This window comes from Pseudomonas sp. Snoq117.2 (assembly GCF_900110545.1).
In the GTDB taxonomy this organism is placed as follows: domain Bacteria; phylum Pseudomonadota; class Gammaproteobacteria; order Pseudomonadales; family Pseudomonadaceae; genus Chryseomonas; species Chryseomonas benzopyrenica.
Genome location: NZ_FOED01000004.1, coordinates 405725 through 422521, shown reverse-complemented (window position 1 = coordinate 422521; position 16797 = coordinate 405725). Strand labels below are relative to the sequence as shown.

The following is a 16797-nucleotide window of genomic DNA, read 5'->3' as shown; positions in this document are numbered from 1 at the left end:
ATGTTCCGCTCCCGCGCCATGATGTATCTGGTTCTCTTCGCCCTGCATCTGTTCATCGGCCTCAGCGTCATCGGCGATCTCGGGCTGTCGCCCGCTGCGCAGCTGCCGTTCTGGATCTTGCTGCTGCTGTCCTTCGTCCTGGTGCCCCTGGGCTTTCGCTCACGGGACATGAACTCGCGCTTGCTGGCCTGGGCCGCGCTGATCGCCATGGGCGTGTTCTCCAGCCTGGCGGTGTTCAGTCTGCTGCGCGGGCTGGTGGTGGCGCTCGCCAGCCTCGTCGGGCAACCGCTGGACGCCGCCTGGCGTACCGGCAGTGCCTGGGCGGTGCTGGGTCTGGTGCTGCTGGTGGCCCTGCGCAGCGTCTACAACGCCCGCCGCACGGCCAGGGTCAAGGACGTGGAACTGGCCCTGCCGACGCTGCCTGCCGGCCTGGACGGGCTGCGTATCGTCCAGCTCAGTGACCTGCACATCGGCCCCACCATCAAGGCCGGCTACCTGCAGCGCATCGTCGACCGGGTCAACGGCCTGGACGCCGATCTGGTGGCCATCACCGGCGACCTGGTGGATGGCAGCGTGGCCGAGTTGCAGCACGAATTCCTGCCGCTGCAAGGGCTCAAGGCGCGCCTGGGCACCTATGCCATCACCGGCAACCACGAATACTATTCCGGCGCCGAGGCCTGGGTGCGCGCCTGGCGCGAGCAGGGCCTGACCCTGCTGCTCGACGAGCATGTGGTACTGCAGCACCAGGGCACGCCCTTCGTGCTGGCCGGCATCACCGACTACTCGGCGCCGCTCTATGTGCCCAGCCACCGCAGCGACGCCGCGGCTGCCTTCGCCGGTGCCCCGGAAGGACTATTCCGCCTGCTGCTGGCCCACCAGCCGCGCTCGGCGCCCAAGGCCGAAGCGGCCGGTGCCGATGTGCAGCTCTCCGGCCACACCCACGGCGGCCAGTTCTGGCCCTGGATGCACTTCGTGCGCCTGCAGCAACCCTGGGTGGCCGGCATCCACCGCCTGGGTCGGCTGACCGTCTACATCAGCCGCGGCACCGGCTACTGGGGGCCACCGCTGAGATTTGGCGCGCCAAGCGAGATCACCCAGATCAGGTTGCGAAAGGGGTAGCGGCAGGAGAAACGTCAGCAACGGCATTGAGTTCGCCAAGAATACCGCACCAGAGGCCCTGCGTTCGGCCAAGCCTCAGTGGAAACCATAAAAAGACAGATAGATGGCCTTTTGCCAGTGCTTGTCCCTTCGAGACAGTTCTCTATCCTCGTCCCTACCTTGACCCGGACGCCCCGGCATCCAAGGACAAACTGCAACACGGATAAGGATGTATCGCCATGACGAGGACAGTGGCTTTCTTGCTGGTCCCCGAGGTGCTGATGCTGGATTTCGCCGGGCCGGTGGAGGTGTTTTCCATCGCCAATCGCTATCTGCCCACGGCCGACCACTATCGCATCGTGACCATCGCCGCGGGGCGGCGGCGGACCCTGCGTTGTTCCAATGGCATGACGATACGCACGGAGCTCACCACCCAACAGCCGCCGGGGAGCTATGACCTGCTGCTGGTGCCCGGTGGGCCGGGGGCCTACCTGGAGCCCCATCCGGACGTCGCGGCCTGGCTGCGGCAGGTGCCCGCGCAGTGCACCCGCTACGGAGCGGTCTGCACCGGCACCTTCCTGCTCGGCAGCGCCGGTCTGCTCGATGGCCGACGGGTCACCACCCACTGGAATTATCGCGAGCGACTGGCGCGACGCTTTCCCCGCGCCCAAGTGACCGCCGATGACATCTACCTGAGCGATGGCCCGCTGCTGAGTTCGGCTGGGGTCACCGCCGGCATCGACCTGGCGCTGGCCCTGGTGGCCGAGGATCACGGCAAGGTCATCGCCCGGGAGGTGGCCAAGGTGCTGGTGGTGGTGACCCAGCGGCAGGGCAAGCAGGCGCAGTTCAGCCCGTTGCTCGACGAGCCGGAAGCCACCACCGCGATCAACCGGGTGCAGCACCATGTGCTGGCCAATATCGACCAGGCCTATTCGATCAGCCGGCTCGCCGAGCTGGCGACCATGGGTACCCGCAACTTCGCCCGGGTGTTCAAGCGCGACACCGGCATGACACCCCAGGAGTTCGTGCTCAGGGCGCGCATTGATCATGCACGCGAATTGCTGGAGACCAGTGAACTGCCGCTGAAGACGGTGGCCTTTCGCAGCGGCTTCGCCAGCGACCGCTGCATGCGCGCCGCCTTCCAGAGCCATCTGGGGCTGACTCCGGCGCAATACCGTTACCAATTCAGCTGAAATCGGCCTCTGATGGCGGTATCACGCCCATCGATGGCAGCTTCTGGCCGTATATCGTCATACGGCTTGCCTGGGTAGCAGCCAGAATGGTCGTACCTATCGGCAAGGAGAGGCGCACACCGTCGAGGGACTGCGGAGCCTGGTGCCCGCAGAACCCGAGGCAAGGTGGCGCGACATGGTCATGCAAGAGCTCAAGTCCCTGGAAGACGCCAGTGCCTTCCGCTTCTGCGGCCTGGTCCTGGATGCACGTCGGCGCCTGCTGCTGGATGGCGAGCGTGTGCTGCCCCTCGGCGGACGGGCCCTGGACATCCTGCGGGTGCTGCTGCAACACCCCGGCGAACTGGTCGGCAAGCAGACCCTGATGACGAGGGTCTGGCCCGGGAGCGTCGTCGAGGACATCAATCTGCGGGTGCACATCTCGGCCCTGCGCCGGGTGCTGCGCCCCTACAGCGCCGACGATCCCATCCTCAGCGTCCGCCAGCGCGGCTACGGCTTCGCGCCGCCGGTGGAGCGGCTGGGCGAAGGCGACCTGATACCCCTGGTCGAGACGTCACCGCCGCTGACGCCCCTGGAAGGTCGCGAGACCAGCCTGGTCGAACTGCGCCGGTTGCTTGCCCAGCGCCGCCTGGTGTCGGTGGTGGGTACCGGCGGTGTCGGTAAGTCGCTGCTGGTCCAGCATCTGCTGCCCGTGCTGGCGGAAGACGTTGCCGACGGGATACAGAGTCTCGATCTCGCGGCACTGGGCCACATGATGGCGCTGGTGGATCGGCTCGCCAGTGACCTGGGACTCGCCAGTGGCAGTGGTTTGCCGGCGCTGCAGGAAGCCCTGGCCACGCGGCGCCTGCTGCTGGTGCTGGACAATGCCGAGCGGCTGATCGAACCCGCGGCCTGGCTGGTGGAAAACCTGCTGCAAGGCTGTCCGCAGCTCAGGGTGCTGGTCACCAGTCGCGAGGCCCTGCGGGTGGAAGGGGAGGCCGTGTTGCGCCTGGCGCCGCTGCCGGTCGTGAATCCACCCACACGGCGGCTGCGCGAGGCCATGCGCCAGCCGGCCTTTCGGCTGTTCGTCCGGCGTGCCCGGGCGCGCCTGCCGGGGCTGCAGTTGCGGCCAGCCGACGTGCAGCTGGTGGGCGAGATCTGCCGCCGCAGCGAAGGCGTCCCCCTGGCGCTGGAGATCCTGGCCGAGCAGGTGGCGGCACTGGGGCTGGCGGGGGTCTTGGCGCAACTCGATGGCGGCTATTACCTGAGCGTGGCCGGGCGGCGCACGGCGGCGCAACGCCAGCGCAGCCTCCGCGCCATGCTCGACTGGAGTCTGCACAGCCTGAGCGAGTCGGAATTCGCCGTGCTGGCGACCCTGGCCGAGGCCGGGGAGCATTTCAGTCGGCAGGAGGCCCTGCGACTGGCGGCGCAGCGCGGGCTGGAGGAGGCGCTGTTCATCCCCCTCCTGGGACAATTGGTGGACAAGTCGCTGATCCTGGTGGAAGGCAGCGGGGCGACCCTAGGCTACCGCCTGCTGGCCATGTTGCGCCTGCACCTGCGCCAGTTCCGCCAGCAACCGCCGCTCCAGGGCCTGCTGCTGCCAGGCCAGCGGCGGGATCCCCACGGCGCGGGTGAATACCCGGCTCAGATGCGCCTGGTCGAAGAAGCCGCATTCCAGGGCGATCGCCGCCAGGGGTAGCCGGCGCTCGGCGAGCAATTGCCGGGCACGGTGGATGCGCTGCTGGCGCAGCCATTCCAGTGGGGCGAGTCCGGCGCTGAGCTTGAACTGGCGGGTGAAGTGACTGCGCGACAGGCCGCAGACGGAGGCGACCTGGCTGACGCTGATGCCGCGCTCCAGATGCTGCAGCAGGACTTCCTTGGCCAGACGTTCCTGCCAGGCGGCCAAGCCGACCAGTCGGGTATTGGATAGAGCCAGGGTGCTATCGACGGTCATGGACATGGCGCTCTCCCTGTCAAACCAGCCGTGTGGCGCGCTGGCCTGGCTGAGAATGATTCCCTGCAGTTGTCTGACGTGCGAGTTGTTTATCGTTAATTAGCGTTAAGCCGGCAACGGCTTAGGCGCAATACTGTCGCGCCGGGCTTGGCCGACCGTGGCGGCGAGCCAGCAGGTGCCAGCCCAGCAGGGCGAGGCCGAGCAGTCCGGCGAGCAGCAGGGGCGCCGGGCCATAGGCCTGGAGTGCGTCGAGCAGGGCCAGGATGTGCGCCTCGAACAACCGCCCCAGGGCCAGGCCGGAGCCGATCCACAGGGTGGCGCCGCCCAGGTCATAGGCAAGGAAGCGCCGCAGGGGCATGGCGCTGGCGCCCGCGCTCAGGGTGGCCAGGGCCGCGGCGCCGGGGATGAACTTGGCTACCAGCAGCAAGCTGGGCAGGCGGGTGGCGGCCGGGACATGCTGGCCAGGCAGATGGCGCAGCAGCCAGGCGCCATGGCGCCGACCGGCCCAGTACCAGAGCAGATCGGCCACGCCGGTGACCGCCACGCTGGCCAGCAGCGCCAGGAGCAACTCGGCTTCATCGGCCGCGGCGCCCATCACCAGCAAAGACGGATAGGCCGGTACCGGCAGGCCCAGCTGTTCGCCAAAGACGTTCAGCGTCAGCCAGAGGGTGGCGTTACCGGCCACCAGGGAAGTCAGGGCTTGGGTGCTCATGGCGCGTTCTCGGCAAGGGGAGGCCGTGGGAGCGGCCTCCTAGCGCAAACGGGGCCTACGATTTCGCGAGCTAGAGCCAAACAAGGCGAAAAGACCTGAGGAAGCGGAGTTTACGAGTGGTAAATGAGCATTCCGAAGGTCTTTTCAACGCAGTTTGGCCGACGCGCAGCAAGTCGTAGTCAGGGCATTTGCGGCAGTTCGTTGGGCCGCAGATCGAACACCAGCACCTCGGCATCGGTCCCGTGGGCCAGCTGCAGCTCGCGCTCGCCGCGCAGCCTTGCGCCGTCACCGGCCTGCAGCAGGACGCCGTTCAGCTCCAGGCTGCCGCGGGCGACGTGCACATAGGCATGGCGCTCGGGGGCCAGTTGCAGCGCGGCGCTTTCGCTGCCGTCGAACAGACCGGCGTAGACCCGGGCGTCCTGGCGTACTTCCAGTGAGCCCTCGGCGCCGTCCGGCGAGATGATCAGGGCCAGACGCCCACGCTTGGCCTCGGCGCTGAAGTGCTGCTGCTGGTAGCGCGGTTCGGCGCGGCGCACGTTGGGCACGATCCAGATCTGCAGGAAATGCACACTCTCGCGCTCGGAGTGGTTGAACTCGCTGTGGCTGACGCCACTGCCGGCGCTCATCAGCTGGACGTCACCGGGGCGGATCACCGAACCGGTGCCCAGGCTGTCCTGGTGCTCCAGGGCGCCTTCGAGCACATAGGAGAAGATCTCCATGTCGCGGTGCGGGTGCTCGCCGAAGCCCTGGCCCCCGGTCACGGTGTCGTCGTTGATCACCAGCAGGTCGGAGAAGCCCTGTTCCGCCGGATTGCGGTAGCTGGCGAAGGAGAAGGTGTGGAAGGACTTGAGCCAGCCGTGGTTGGCGGCGCCGCGATCGGAAGCTTTACGAATGGCCAGCATGATGAGGCTCCTTGTCTGAGTGGGGCGCGGTCTGTTCCGACGCCATGGAAGTCATCCTACTGTGGCGCCCCGGTTTGATTAACGAGCTGGAAGGAGAATGGTCGTCCTGTTCTGGTTGACGATGCCTTCAGCCAAAGGGCGCCGTGCTGTTTACCGTGATCGTTACTCCAGGCGCGGACGGGCAGGCCAGAGCCGTACCGCCAGGGCCAGCAGGGCGGTCGCCAGCGCCAGGCCGGCGACGCCATTCCAGCCCAGGTGGGCCAGCAGCAGACTGCCCAGCGCCGCGCCGCTGGCCATGCCGATGAACATGCCAGTGAAGAGCACCGCGTTGAGCCGGCTGCGCGCCTCGGGTTCCAGGCCGTAGACCTGGGCCTGGTGGGCGATCAGAGTGGCCTGGACGCCGAGATCGAAGACCACCGTCGCCAGCGCCAGCAGCACCAGACCGGCCACGCCCGGCAGCCAAGGCAGCAGGAGCAGGCTGGCAAAGGCCGTGGCCGCCAGGCCGATGCCCAGGCGCGTCACCCATTCCGAGCCATGGCGATCCGCCAGGCGCCCGGCCCAGGGCGCGGCCAGGGCACCGGCGGCACCGGCCAGGCCGAAGGCGCCGGCGGCGGCGCTGCCCAACTGGAAGGGCTCGGCATGCAGATAGAGGGCGAGGGTCGACCAGAAGGCGCTGAAGCCCACGGACAGCAGCCCTTGCGCCAGGGTCGCCCGGCGCAGGGCGGCATGCTGGCGCCAGAGGGTACCCAGGGAGCCGAGCAGGGCCGGATAGCTGAGCCGGGTGGTGGCGGCGAAGGCCGGCAGACCACGCCAGACCGCCACGGCGATGGCGGCGATGCTGAGGGCGGCGAACAGATAGACCGCGCGCCAGCCCAGCAACTCGCCCACCAGGCCGCTCACCACCCGCGACAGCAGGATGCCCAGCAGCAGCCCCGTCATCACCGTGCCGACGATGCGCCCGCGCTCGGCCGGCGGCGCCAGGGTCGCGGCGGCGGGCACCAGGTCCTGGGCCACGGTGGCGGCCAGGCCGGTGACCAGACTGGCCACCAGCAGCCCGTGCAACCCCGGCGCCAGACTGGCGCCGAGCAGCGCCAGCAGCAGCACGGCCAGCTTGGCCAGGATGATGCGGCGGCGATCGAAACGATCACCCAGGGGCGCGAGCAGCAGCAGCCCCAGGGCATAGCCGAGTTGGGTGAGGGTGGGGATCAGCCCCACGTCGGCAGCGGGCGCGGGCAGGGCACTGGCCAGGGTGCCCAGCAGGGGCTGGCTGTAATAGAGGTTGGCTACGCTGAGGCCGGCGCCGGTGGCCAGCAGGCCAAGCAGGGCCGGGGACAGACTGCCGCTGTGAGGCGAGGTCTGGCTATGCGAGAGTGGAATGTCGGTCATGGCGATTCTCCGGGTGGGAAGACGATGAGCGCATTCTTCGCCAGAGTGGTCGCTGCCTGTAGCCGAACGCGGGGTACAGGGGGTATACGTAGGCCGTATGAACACCACCTTTACCCATGACCGTCTCGACCTGCTGGAAACCTTCGTGCGTATCGTCGAAGCCGGCAGCCTGTCGGCGGCCGCGCGCCAGCTTGGCACCACCCAGCCTACCGTCAGCCGACGTCTGCAAGCGTTGGAGGGGGCGCTGCAGGTGCGCCTGGTACAGCGCTCGACCCACGCCCTGCGCCTGACCGAGGACGGCCAGCGCTGCTATCGCCAGGCCCAGCAACTGCTCGGCGACTGGCAGGCCTTCGCCGCCGCCTTGCACGGTGCCCATGCCGAGCCCGAGGGACGGCTGCGGGTGGTGATGCCCCATGCCTTCGGCCAGGAGCAACTGCTCGATCCGCTGGAGACCTATCTGCGGCGCTATCCCGGCATGCAGGTGGATTGGGTGCTCAGCGACCGGGCGCCCAATTTCGTCGCCGATGGCGTCGACTGCGCCATCCGGGTGGGGGTGGTGGAGGATCCGGATACCGTGGCGGTGCGCCTGGGTGATGTGCAGCGCATCCTGGTGGCGGCGCCGGAGCTGGCGAGCACGCTGCAGGCACCCGAGGAGCTGGCGGCACTGCCCTGGATCGCCATGACGCAGTTCTACCAGACCGAACTGCGCCTGCAGCTGGGCGCCACTGGCGAAAGCCGGCTGATCCCCTTGCGCCCGCGGCTGGCCACCGAGAGTCTCTTCGTCGCCCGTCATGCCGCGGTGCGCGGCCTGGGTTGTGCGGCGCTGTCGCACTGGATGGTACGCGAGGACGTCGCCGCGGGACGCCTGGTGCACCTGCTGCCGGAATGGCAGGCCGCGCCTCTGCCGATCTATCTCATCTATCCCTACGCCCGCGTCTACCCGGCGCGGCTGCGCCTGTTCCTCGACCTGGTGCGCGAGGCCTGCGCCAGGATGCTGGATGTGACGGCGCCCGCCTGACCTCAAGGATCAGGCGGGCGTCACGAGCGAGGGCGATCAGGCGAGTCGGGCCGCCCGCACCGGCCGCCAACCATCCAGGCTCAGGGCGCCGGCGCCGAAGGCCGCCACCTGCAGCAGACCACCGGCGATGGCGATGTTCTTGAGGAAGTGGATCAGTTGGTTCTGATCGGCGAACTGGCTGTGGAATACCAGGGCGGTGACCAGGGTGAAGGCGGCCATGGCCAGGGCGACCGGGCGGGTGCGGTAGCCGATCAGCAGGAGGCTGGCGAGTCCCAGCTCGACCACCAGGGCGCCCAGGTAGGCGAGGTCCGGGAAGGGCAGGCCCATGGCGGCGATGTAGCCCTTGGTGGCGGCGGGGGCGAGCAGTTTGCCCACGCCGCTGAACAGGAAGAGGCTGGCGAGCAGCAGGCGGCCGGTGGTGGCGGTGAGGGCTTGGGTATTCATCGTTGACTGTCCTTTTCCAGGTCTGGCATCCGGCTTGGATGCGATGGGGCTAGATTACTGTCCACTCCGTATTCTAATAAGTAGCGCTCGCGCGTTAAACAGTCCTTCTGAGGTTGACTATCCTGCCTTGGCTGTGACCTGAATCCTTTCAGCCCTACGCCACAGCACAGGCGTACAAAAATCAGCACAGACGTCCAAGGCCGCCAGCCGTCGTCCGGGCGAAAGTCCGCTCCATCGACGGCGCGGGGTCTTCTCGCGACCGACTCTTTCTGCGGGAGGCTGGGCCATGGAACGTGTGCGACTGGATCTGGGACTCTTGTTCCTGCGCCTGGGTGGCGCCGGGCTGCTCCTGGCGGTGCACGGCCTGCCCAAGGCGCTGCACTTTCGCCAGCAGCTTGGCCTGATCGAAGACCCGCTGCACCTGGGCGCCTGGCCGACGCTGGGCTTCGCCGTCTTCGCCGAGGTGCTCTGTCCGTTGCTGATCGCCCTGGGCTGGGCGACGCGCCTGGCCTGCCTGCCGATCCTCGGGTTGCTGCTGATCGCCCTGCTGGTGGTGCACCCCGAGTGGTCTCTGGAGCAGGGGCAGTTCGGCTGGCTGCTGCTGGTGCTGTTCGGCACCCTGGCGCTCACCGGGCCCGGTCGCTATTCACTGGAAGCCCGGCTGGTCAGGCGTCACGCCGCCCAGGGTGGTTTCGCGAGGGCCCTGTCATGAGCGCCACACGCGGGCAGGACCTGCATCAGGCGCACAGTCGCATCGTCACCCTGGTGATCCGCCACCAGCCCCTGGCCGGCCAGCAGGACGCCTATCAGCGCTGGCTGCAGCGCGCGGTCACCGCTGCCCGTGAAGCCTGTGGCCATCTCGGTGTGGATGTCATCCCGCCGGCCGAGGCAGGCACCGCCTTCACCACCCTGGTGCGTTTCGCCGACGTCGACCAACTGCAGGCCTGGCTGGCCTCGCCAGAGCGCCAGGCGCTGATCGCCGAGGTGGCGCCGCTGCTGCGCGAGGCCGATGCGCCCGAGGTGCATGCCGACGCCGAATTCTGGTTCAAGCCGCCCCGCCCCGGCATACGCCCGCCACCCGCCTGGAAGCAGGCGGTGCTGACCTACCTGGTCATTGCGCCCCTGACGATGCTGATCCCGCCGCTGTGGCAGCCGCTGTTCGCGCGCTATCCGCTGCTGGCCGGCTCGGTGCCCAGCAACCTGCTGATCACCCTGTGCATCGTGCCGCTGGTGGTGTTCCTGATCATGCCGAGGGTGAGCCGCCTGTGCGCGCCCTGGCTCAACGCCCGCTCGGGCGCCTTTTCCACTCCCCCCACCCTTAGAGGCGAACAACCATGAGCACCTTTACCACCCGCGACGGCGTCGAGATCTATTTCAAGGACTGGGGCAGCGGCAAGCCCGTGCTGTTCAGCCACGGCTGGCCGCTGGACGCTGACATGTGGGACTACCAGATGCACCACCTGGCCAGCCACGGCTATCGCGCCATCGCCTTCGACCGCCGTGGTTTCGGGCGCTCCGGCCAGCCGTGGAACGGCTACGACTACGACACCTTCGCCGACGATATCAAGGAGCTGATCGAGCACCTGGACTTGCGCGACGTAACCCTGGTGGGCTTTTCCATGGGCGGTGGCGACGTCAGCCGCTATCTGGCGCGCCACGGTTCGGCGCGGGTCGCCAAGCTGGCGCTGCTCGGCGCCGTCACCCCGCTGTTCGGCCAGAAGCCGGACTCCCCCCAGGGCGTCGACCAGGGCGTCTTCGACGGTATCCGTGATGGCCTGCTCAAGGACCGCGCCCAGTTCCTCGCCGACTTCGCCCCGGTGTTCTATGGCACCAACCAGGGCCAGCAGGTCTCCGCAGGCGTCTTCACCCAGACCCTCAACATCGCCCTGCTGGCGTCGCTGAAAGGCACCCTGGACTGCGTTACCGCCTTCTCCGCGACCGACTTCCGCCCGGACATGGCCAAGGTCGACGTACCGACCCTGGTGATCCACGGCGATGCCGACCAGGTGGTGCCCTTCGAGACCACCGGCAAGCTGGCGGCCGAGCTGATCCGTGGCGCCGAGCTCAAGGTGTACGCCGGCGCCCCCCACGGCTTCGCGGTGACCCACGCCGCGCAGTTGAACCAGGACCTGCTGGCCTTCGTCGCCCGCTGACCACCCGCCCGGTCAGCAGCAGACGCTGCCCGGGTCGCGAGTACGGTTATGAGCCAAGAACCCCTGGACCCTCAACGCCGCCGCGCCCTCCTGTTGGGCGCCGCCGGCGCGCTCTGGTCCGTCCTGCCCCTGGCCGGACGCGCCGACACTGCCTCTGGAGGCACCATGCAACACGCCGATCTGATCCTGCACAACGGCAAGCTCCACACCGTCGATCCCGAGCGCCCCGCGGCGACTGCGGTCGCCATCAAGGACGGCGTCTTTCTTACCGTGGGTAGCGATAGCGACGTCATGGCCCATCGCGGCCCGGGCACCCAGGTGGTCGACCTGCGCGGTCGCCGCGCCATCCCGGGCCTCAACGACTCCCACCTGCACCTGATCCGCGGTGGCCTGAACTACAACCTGGAACTGCGCTGGGAGGGCGTGCCCTCGCTGGCCGATGCCCTGCGCATGCTCAAGGACCAGGCCGAGCGTACCCCGGCGCCGCAGTGGGTGCGGGTAGTGGGCGGCTGGAACGAATTCCAGTTCGCCGAGCGCCGGCTGCCGACCCTGGAGGAGCTCAACCAGGCCGCGCCGGACACCCCGGTGTTCATCCTGCACCTTTATGACCGGGCCCTGCTCAACCGCGCCGCCCTGCGTGTCGTGGGCTACACCAAGGACACGCCCAATCCGCCAGGCGGCGAGATCCAGCGCGACGCCCGGGGCGAGCCCACCGGCATGCTCATCGCCCGGCCCAACGCCATGATCCTCTATGCCACCCTGGCCAAGGGGCCCAAGCTGCCGCTGGAATACCAGGTCAACTCCACGCGCCAGTTCATGCGTGAACTCAATCGCCTGGGCCTGACCAGCGCCATCGATGCCGGCGGCGGCTTCCAGAACTACCCGGACGACTACCAGGTCATCCAGGAGCTGGCCGATGCCGACCAGCTCACCGTACGCATCGCCTACAACCTCTTCACCCAGCGGCCCAAGGAAGAGCTGGCCGACTTCAAGAACTGGACCAGCAGCGTCACCCTGCACCAGGGCACCGACTTCCTCCGCCACAACGGCGCCGGCGAGATGCTGGCCTTCTCGGCGGCCGACTTCGAGGACTTCCTCGAACCGCGCCCGGACCTGCCGTCCAGTATGGAAGCCGATCTGGAGCCCGTGGTGCGCCACCTGGTGGAGCAACGCTGGCCGTTCCGCCTGCACGCCACCTACGACGAATCCATCTCACGCATGCTCGACGTCTTCGAGCGGGTCAATCGCGACGTGCCCTTCAACGGGCTGCCCTGGTTCTTCGACCACGCCGAGACCATCAGTCCGCGCAACATCGAGCGGGTCAAGGCCCTCGGCGGCGGCATCGCCATCCAGGACCGCATGGCCTTCCAGGGCGAATACTTCGTCGACCGCTATGGTGCCAAGGCCGCCGAGCAGACCCCGCCTATCCAGCGGATGCTCGCCGAAGGCGTACCGGTAGGGGCGGGGACCGACGCCACCCGCGTCTCCAGCTACAACCCCTGGACCTCACTGTACTGGATGGTCAGCGGCCGCACCGTCGGCGGCCTCGCGCTCTATCAGGAAGGCCTGCCCCGGGCCACCGCCCTGCAGCTGTTCACCCAGGGCAGTGCCTGGTTCTCCTCGGAACAGGGCAAGAAGGGCCAGTTGCGGGTGGGCCAGCTGGCCGACGTGGCAGTGCTCTCGGCGGACTTCTTCACTGTCGAGGAGGAGGCCATCAAGCACCTGGAGTCGGTGCTGACCGTGGTCGGCGGCCGCATCGTCCATGGCGCCGAGGAATTCGATCGCCTCGGCCCGGCGCCCTTGCCGGTCACGCCGGACTGGTCGCCGGTGGTCAAGGTGCCCGGTCACTGGAAGCCCGGTGCGCCCCTGCAGGCCGCCGTGCACCAGTGCGCCGGCGCCTGTTCCGTACATGGCCACGGCCATGAGCGGGCGCGCCAGAGCCAGGTGCCGGTCAGCGACTTCAGTGGCTTCTGGGGCGCCTTCGGCTGCTCCTGCTTCAGCTTCTGAGGACCGCCACCATGACCGCCGCCGCCTTGAACCCCAACGCCGCCTCGCCCTGGCAGCCCCTGCGTCAGCGCACCTTCCGCTGGCTGTGGCTGGCCAGCATCGCGTCCAACATCGGTACCTGGATGCACGAGGTGGGCGCCGGCTGGCTGATGACCTCGCTGTCGGCCAGTCCCCTGGCGGTGGCCCTGGTCCAGGTGGCGGGGGCGTTGCCGATGTTCCTGCTGGCGCTGCCAGCCGGCGCCCTGGCCGACATCGTCGACCGCCGCCGCTACCTGCTCGGCGTACAGCTATGGATGGCCACGGTGGCCCTGGCTCTGGCCGGGCTGACCCTGGCCGGCTGGATGACCGTACCGCTGCTCCTGGGGCTGACCCTGGCCATGGGCGTGGGCACGGCGCTGATGCTGCCGGCCTGGTCGGCGCTGACGCCCGAACTGGTGGACAAGAGCGAGCTGCCGGCGGCCATCGCCCTGTCCAGCCTGGGCATGAACGTGGCCCGTGCCCTGGGGCCGGCCCTGGCCGGGGTGCTGGTCAGCCTGGCCGGTCCCTGGCTGACCTTCGCCCTTAACGCCGTTTCCTTTTTTGCCGTCATCGTCGCGCTCCTGACCTGGCGGCGCCAACCTGCAGCCGCCGTGCTGCCCGCGGAGCGCCTCTTAGGCGCCGTCCGGGTCGGTTTCCGCTATGCCCGCAGCTCGCTCCAGCTGCAGGTGGTGCTGGCCCGGACCGCCGCGTTTTTCCTCGGCGCCAGCGCCGGTATGGCCCTGCTGCCGCTACTGGTACGCCAAACCCTGCAGGGCACCGCCCTGGATTTCGGCATCCTGCTCGGGTGCGTCGGCCTGGGTGCCATCGCCGGCGCCATGCTCCTGCCGCGGCTGCGCGAGCGGCTGTCCAGCGACCTGCTGGTGGCGGGTGCCAGTGCGCTCTATGCCCTGGTCCTGCTCGGCCTGGCCTGGATTCGTGACTTCGCCTGGCTGCTGCCGGTGATGCTGGCCAGCGGCCTGGCCTGGATCGCCGTGCTCTCCAGTCTGCAGGTGGCGGCCCAGACCGCCGTGCCCGGCTGGGTGCGCGCCCGTGCCCTGGCCGTCTACATCCTGGTGTTCTTTGGCACCAGCGCCCTGGGCGGCTTCCTCTGGGGCGCCCTGGCCAGCCACTTCTCCCTGAGCGTGGCCCTGAGCGCGGCGGCCGGGGTGCTGCTGGCCGGCATCGGGCTGACCTGGCGCCTGCGCCTGCCGGTCACCCCGGCGGCCGATATCGCCCCCGCACTGCACTGGCCGACACCGATCCTCGACGACTCCCTGGATCGCGAGCGCGGCCCGGTGATGGTCACCCTGGAATACGACATCGCTCCCGAACACGGTCCGGCCTTTCGCCAGGCCATGCAGGCGGTCGGCGCCATGCGCCGACGCAACGGCGCCTTCTCCTGGGCCCTGCTGCAGGACAGCGCCGAGCCGCGCCGCTGGCAGGAATTCTTCTGCGACGAATCCTGGCTGGAACACCTGCGCCACCACCACCGCGTCACCCAGGGCGAACAGCGCCTGGAAGCGGCGGCGCGCCAGTACCAGACCCCCGGCGTACCCATCGCCATTCGCCATCTCCTGGGCGGCGCCTGATGCCGCCCTTCATCCGCAACCCCCAAACCACTCCCTGAGGACTCCACCATGAGCAAGCCCTACAACCGTCTCGACAAGAACGATGCCGTCGTCCTGCTGATCGACCACCAGGCCGGTCTGATCTCGCTGGTCCAGGATTTCACCCCCAGCGACTTCAAGAACAACGTCCTGGCCCTGGCCAACAGCGCCAAGTTCTTTGGCCTACCCACCATCCTCACCACCAGCTTCGAGCAGGGCCCCAACGGCCCGCTGGTGCCCGAGCTGGTCGAGCTGTTCCCCGAGGCGCCGTACATCGCCCGGCCCGGCCAGATCAACGCCTGGGACAACGAAGACTTCGTCGCCGCCATCAAGGCCACCGGCCGCAAGCAGCTGATCATCGCCGGCGTGGTGACCGATGTCTGCGTGACCTTCCCGGCCCTGGCGGCCATCGCCGAAGGCTTCGACGTCTTCGTGGTGACCGATGCCTCCGGCACCTTCGACAAGACCGTGCAACAGGCCGCCTGGGCGCGCATGAGCGCCGCTGGCGTGCAGCTGATGAACTGGTTCAGCGTCGCCTGCGAACTGCACCGCGACTGGCGCAACGACATCGAGGGCCTGGGTGCCCTGCTGTCCAACCACATCCCCAACTACCGCAACCTGATGACCAGCTACGCCAAGCTGTCCGCCAAGTAAGGGGAACGATGGTCCGGCGCCTCCCTCGGCGCCGGACCATCCCTGCCAGACCTTCGCGGAGGGACGCCGTGAACCGCAACGACCTGCGCCGCATCGACCTGCACCTCTTGGTGGTGTTCGAAAGCCTGATGCACGAGCGCAATCTCACCCGCACCGCGGAAAAACTCTTTCTCGGCCAGCCGGCCATCAGCGCCGCCCTGGTGCGCCTGCGGCAATTCTTCGACGATCCGCTGCTGGTGCGCAGTGGCCGCACCATGGAACCCACGCCGCGCGCCCTGGCCATCCTCGCACGCCTGCAACCGGCCCTGGACGGTCTGTCCAATGCCCTCAGCGAGGTCGACGACTTCGATCCCGGCGCCAGCCGTGCGGTCTTTCGCCTGGGCATGTCCGACGATGTCGAATGCGGTCTGCTGCCGCCGCTGCTGGCCCATCTGCGCGAGGTGGCGCCGCACTGCGTGCTGGTGGTGCGCAACGCCAACTTCCTGCTCCTGCCCGGCCTGCTGGCCAGTGGCGAGGTCTCCCTGGGTATCAGCTACACCACCCAGCTGCCGGCCAACGCCAAGTGCCGCACCCTGAGGCACATCCGCGCCCTGGTGGTGCGCGCCGACCGCGACCCCGCGCCCCTGACCCTGGACGACTATTGCGCGCGGCCCCATGTGCTGGTGTCCATGTCCGGCGATCTCTGCGGCAACATCGACGACGACCTGGCGCGCCTTGGACGCAGTCGCAAGGTGGCCCTGGGCGTGCCCCACTTCAACGGTCTCGGCGCCCTGCTGGCGGGCAGCGACCTGCTCGCCACGGTGCCCGACTACGCCGCCCAAGCCCTGGCCGCCAGTGGCAGTCTGCGCATCGAGGAGCCGCCGTTTCCCATCGTCCCGGCCAAGCTGTCGCTGGTCTGGCGCGCCGCCCAGGACCAGGATCCCGGCGAGCGCTGGTTGCGCGGCGAGATCGTCAGATTCATGGGCGAGACCTCCTAGCGATCCGGGCTATCAGCCCCGTCGATATGCGCTATCCGCCGGTACGATTTATTGGCGAGGGGGTTGGCTTTCTAGGATGGCTGCATGTCTTCCGGAGCCACGCCCATGAACCTCGCCACCTTCCGCAACGCCCTTCGCCTGCTGGCCTGCGCCGGCTTCCTCGCCCTGCTGGGCGGCTGCGCCAACTCCCACAACGCCTACCTCAAGGATGGCAGTACGGCCTACCTGGTGCAGTGCAACGGAGTCTTCGGCCGCTGGTCCGGCTGCGCCGGCGAGGCGGCCGCACGCTGCCCCACCGGCAGCTACCAGGTCCTTGCTCGCAACCACCTGGACGGCGCCAGCGAAGCCCAGGCCGAGGCCAGCGTTGCCGGCCAGTCCTATCCGGTGCGCAACCTGCTGGTGCAGTGTCAGGGCGAACAACTGGCCTGGCGAGTGGGCAACTTCGTGCGCCGGCTACCGGTGAGCGAGGGCTAAGGGTAGCTCAGCGGGCTGCCGCGTTTTCCAGGCTGTGGCGCTGCAGTAAGACCGTAGGTTGGATTGAGATGGCTCCATCGTCGGAGCCCAACAGGGATGCTCAGCCTTGGGCAATGTTGGGCTTCGCTGCGCTCAACCCAACCCACGAGTGTCCGTAGGCGCGGCGCATCGGCGGACCACCAGCGCCGCTATAAAGCGCGCGGACGGCGGTCAGACCGTAGGTT

16 protein-coding genes and 1 pseudogene are annotated in these 16797 nt (G+C 68.5%); 12 read left to right on the top strand and 5 right to left on the bottom strand.

Features of this window, described 5'->3' with window-relative positions:
• From BMZ43_RS13790 to BMZ43_RS27390, 3 genes and pseudogenes are all read left to right on the top strand, one after another.
• Positions 1 to 1119, top strand: a complete 1119-nt coding sequence (locus BMZ43_RS13790) for a metallophosphoesterase (protein ID WP_093254340.1) — start codon at positions 1 to 3, stop codon at positions 1117 to 1119.
• A 218-nt stretch (positions 1120 to 1337) separates the two neighbouring features.
• Positions 1338 to 2291 (top strand): GlxA family transcriptional regulator, encoded by a 954-nt coding sequence (locus tag BMZ43_RS13785; RefSeq protein WP_177344811.1) that lies wholly within the window; start codon positions 1338 to 1340, stop codon positions 2289 to 2291.
• 175 nt (positions 2292 to 2466) lie between these two features.
• Positions 2467 to 3165 (top strand): annotated as a pseudogene (locus BMZ43_RS27390) (transcriptional regulator); the annotation flags it as partial.
• A 621-nt stretch (positions 3166 to 3786) separates the two neighbouring features.
• Here the strand turns inward: BMZ43_RS27390 and BMZ43_RS13775 are convergent.
• From BMZ43_RS13775 to BMZ43_RS13760, 4 genes are all read right to left on the bottom strand, one after another.
• Positions 3787 to 4227 carry a helix-turn-helix domain-containing protein gene (locus BMZ43_RS13775; RefSeq protein ID WP_093254333.1) on the bottom strand — a complete coding sequence of 147 codons (441 nt, stop codon included), beginning with the start codon at positions 4225 to 4227 and terminating at the stop codon, positions 3787 to 3789.
• A 115-nt stretch (positions 4228 to 4342) separates the two neighbouring features.
• Entirely contained in the window at positions 4343 to 4933 is a 591-nt protein-coding gene (locus BMZ43_RS13770) for a DedA family protein (protein ID WP_017641115.1), read from the bottom strand.
• A gap of 179 nt (positions 4934 to 5112) precedes the next feature.
• Positions 5113 to 5835, bottom strand: a complete 723-nt coding sequence (locus BMZ43_RS13765; RefSeq protein ID WP_017641114.1) for a pirin family protein — start codon at positions 5833 to 5835, stop codon at positions 5113 to 5115.
• A gap of 162 nt (positions 5836 to 5997) precedes the next feature.
• On the bottom strand, positions 5998 to 7221 hold the full coding sequence (locus BMZ43_RS13760; RefSeq protein WP_093254330.1) for an MFS transporter: 1224 nt from the start codon (positions 7219 to 7221) through the stop codon (positions 5998 to 6000).
• 97 nt (positions 7222 to 7318) lie between these two features.
• On the opposite strand from BMZ43_RS13760, the gene BMZ43_RS13755 reads away from it, so the two are divergent.
• Entirely contained in the window at positions 7319 to 8239 is a 921-nt protein-coding gene (locus BMZ43_RS13755) for a LysR family transcriptional regulator (RefSeq protein WP_093254328.1), read from the top strand.
• Between the two features lie 36 nt (positions 8240 to 8275).
• Here BMZ43_RS13755 and BMZ43_RS13750 read toward each other — a convergent pair whose 3' ends face one another.
• Positions 8276 to 8683 carry a DoxX family protein gene (locus BMZ43_RS13750; protein ID WP_064309324.1) on the bottom strand — a complete coding sequence of 136 codons (408 nt, stop codon included), beginning with the start codon at positions 8681 to 8683 and terminating at the stop codon, positions 8276 to 8278.
• A 286-nt stretch (positions 8684 to 8969) separates the two neighbouring features.
• Here BMZ43_RS13750 and BMZ43_RS13745 point away from each other — a divergent pair, with 286 nt between their 5' ends.
• From BMZ43_RS13745 to BMZ43_RS13710, 8 genes are all read left to right on the top strand, one after another.
• Complete coding sequence (locus tag BMZ43_RS13745) at positions 8970 to 9395, top strand: DoxX family protein (protein ID WP_093254326.1); 426 nt, start codon at positions 8970 to 8972, stop codon at positions 9393 to 9395.
• Positions 9392 to 10021 (top strand): antibiotic biosynthesis monooxygenase, encoded by a 630-nt coding sequence (locus BMZ43_RS13740; RefSeq protein ID WP_093254323.1) that lies wholly within the window; start codon positions 9392 to 9394, stop codon positions 10019 to 10021. Before BMZ43_RS13745 ends, BMZ43_RS13740 begins: the two co-directional genes overlap by 4 nt.
• Positions 10018 to 10836 (top strand): alpha/beta fold hydrolase, encoded by an 819-nt coding sequence (locus BMZ43_RS13735; protein WP_093254321.1) that lies wholly within the window; start codon positions 10018 to 10020, stop codon positions 10834 to 10836. The genes BMZ43_RS13740 and BMZ43_RS13735 overlap by 4 nt, the downstream gene beginning before the upstream one ends.
• Positions 10837 to 11001: 165 nt before the next feature.
• A complete protein-coding gene (locus tag BMZ43_RS13730) occupies positions 11002 to 12843 on the top strand; it encodes an amidohydrolase (RefSeq protein ID WP_177344813.1) in 1842 nt (613 codons plus the stop codon).
• 11 nt (positions 12844 to 12854) lie between these two features.
• The gene (locus BMZ43_RS13725) at positions 12855 to 14450 is read left to right on the top strand and encodes an MFS transporter (protein WP_093254317.1); all 1596 of its coding nucleotides are present in this window, start codon (positions 12855 to 12857) and stop codon (positions 14448 to 14450) included.
• Between the two features lie 48 nt (positions 14451 to 14498).
• On the top strand, positions 14499 to 15122 hold the full coding sequence (gene ycaC / locus BMZ43_RS13720; RefSeq protein WP_017641105.1) for an isochorismate family cysteine hydrolase YcaC: 624 nt from the start codon (positions 14499 to 14501) through the stop codon (positions 15120 to 15122).
• Positions 15123 to 15190: 68 nt separating this feature from the next.
• On the top strand, positions 15191 to 16099 hold the full coding sequence (locus tag BMZ43_RS13715) for a LysR family transcriptional regulator (RefSeq protein WP_093254315.1): 909 nt from the start codon (positions 15191 to 15193) through the stop codon (positions 16097 to 16099).
• An 84-nt stretch (positions 16100 to 16183) separates the two neighbouring features.
• Positions 16184 to 16573, top strand: coding sequence for a hypothetical protein (locus BMZ43_RS13710; protein WP_177329657.1), 390 nt, complete (start codon positions 16184 to 16186; stop codon positions 16571 to 16573).
• The last annotated feature ends 224 nt before the right edge of the window (positions 16574 to 16797 follow it).

Bases quoted from the DNA above. Each gene is read 5' to 3' on its own strand.
- BMZ43_RS13775 (WP_093254333.1), bottom strand. From the start codon at position 4,227: ATGTCCATGACCGTCGATAGCACCCTGGCTCTATCCAATACCCGACTG.
- BMZ43_RS13750 (WP_064309324.1), bottom strand. From the start codon at position 8,683: ATGAATACCCAAGCCCTCACCGCCACCACCGGCCGCCTGCTGCTCGCC.
- ycaC (WP_017641105.1), top strand. From the start codon at position 14,499: ATGAGCAAGCCCTACAACCGTCTCGACAAGAACGATGCCGTCGTCCTG.
- BMZ43_RS13760 (WP_093254330.1), bottom strand. From the start codon at position 7,221: ATGACCGACATTCCACTCTCGCATAGCCAGACCTCGCCTCACAGCGGC.
- BMZ43_RS13770 (WP_017641115.1), bottom strand. From the start codon at position 4,933: ATGAGCACCCAAGCCCTGACTTCCCTGGTGGCCGGTAACGCCACCCTC.
- BMZ43_RS13740 (WP_093254323.1), top strand. From the start codon at position 9,392: ATGAGCGCCACACGCGGGCAGGACCTGCATCAGGCGCACAGTCGCATC.
- BMZ43_RS13730 (WP_177344813.1), top strand. From the start codon at position 11,002: ATGCAACACGCCGATCTGATCCTGCACAACGGCAAGCTCCACACCGTC.
- BMZ43_RS13710 (WP_177329657.1), top strand. From the start codon at position 16,184: ATGTCTTCCGGAGCCACGCCCATGAACCTCGCCACCTTCCGCAACGCC.
- BMZ43_RS13785 (WP_177344811.1), top strand. From the start codon at position 1,338: ATGACGAGGACAGTGGCTTTCTTGCTGGTCCCCGAGGTGCTGATGCTG.
- BMZ43_RS13765 (WP_017641114.1), bottom strand. From the start codon at position 5,835: ATGCTGGCCATTCGTAAAGCTTCCGATCGCGGCGCCGCCAACCACGGC.
- BMZ43_RS13790 (WP_093254340.1), top strand. From the start codon at position 1: ATGTTCCGCTCCCGCGCCATGATGTATCTGGTTCTCTTCGCCCTGCAT.
- BMZ43_RS13725 (WP_093254317.1), top strand. From the start codon at position 12,855: ATGACCGCCGCCGCCTTGAACCCCAACGCCGCCTCGCCCTGGCAGCCC.
- BMZ43_RS13735 (WP_093254321.1), top strand. From the start codon at position 10,018: ATGAGCACCTTTACCACCCGCGACGGCGTCGAGATCTATTTCAAGGAC.
- BMZ43_RS13755 (WP_093254328.1), top strand. From the start codon at position 7,319: ATGAACACCACCTTTACCCATGACCGTCTCGACCTGCTGGAAACCTTC.
- BMZ43_RS13745 (WP_093254326.1), top strand. From the start codon at position 8,970: ATGGAACGTGTGCGACTGGATCTGGGACTCTTGTTCCTGCGCCTGGGT.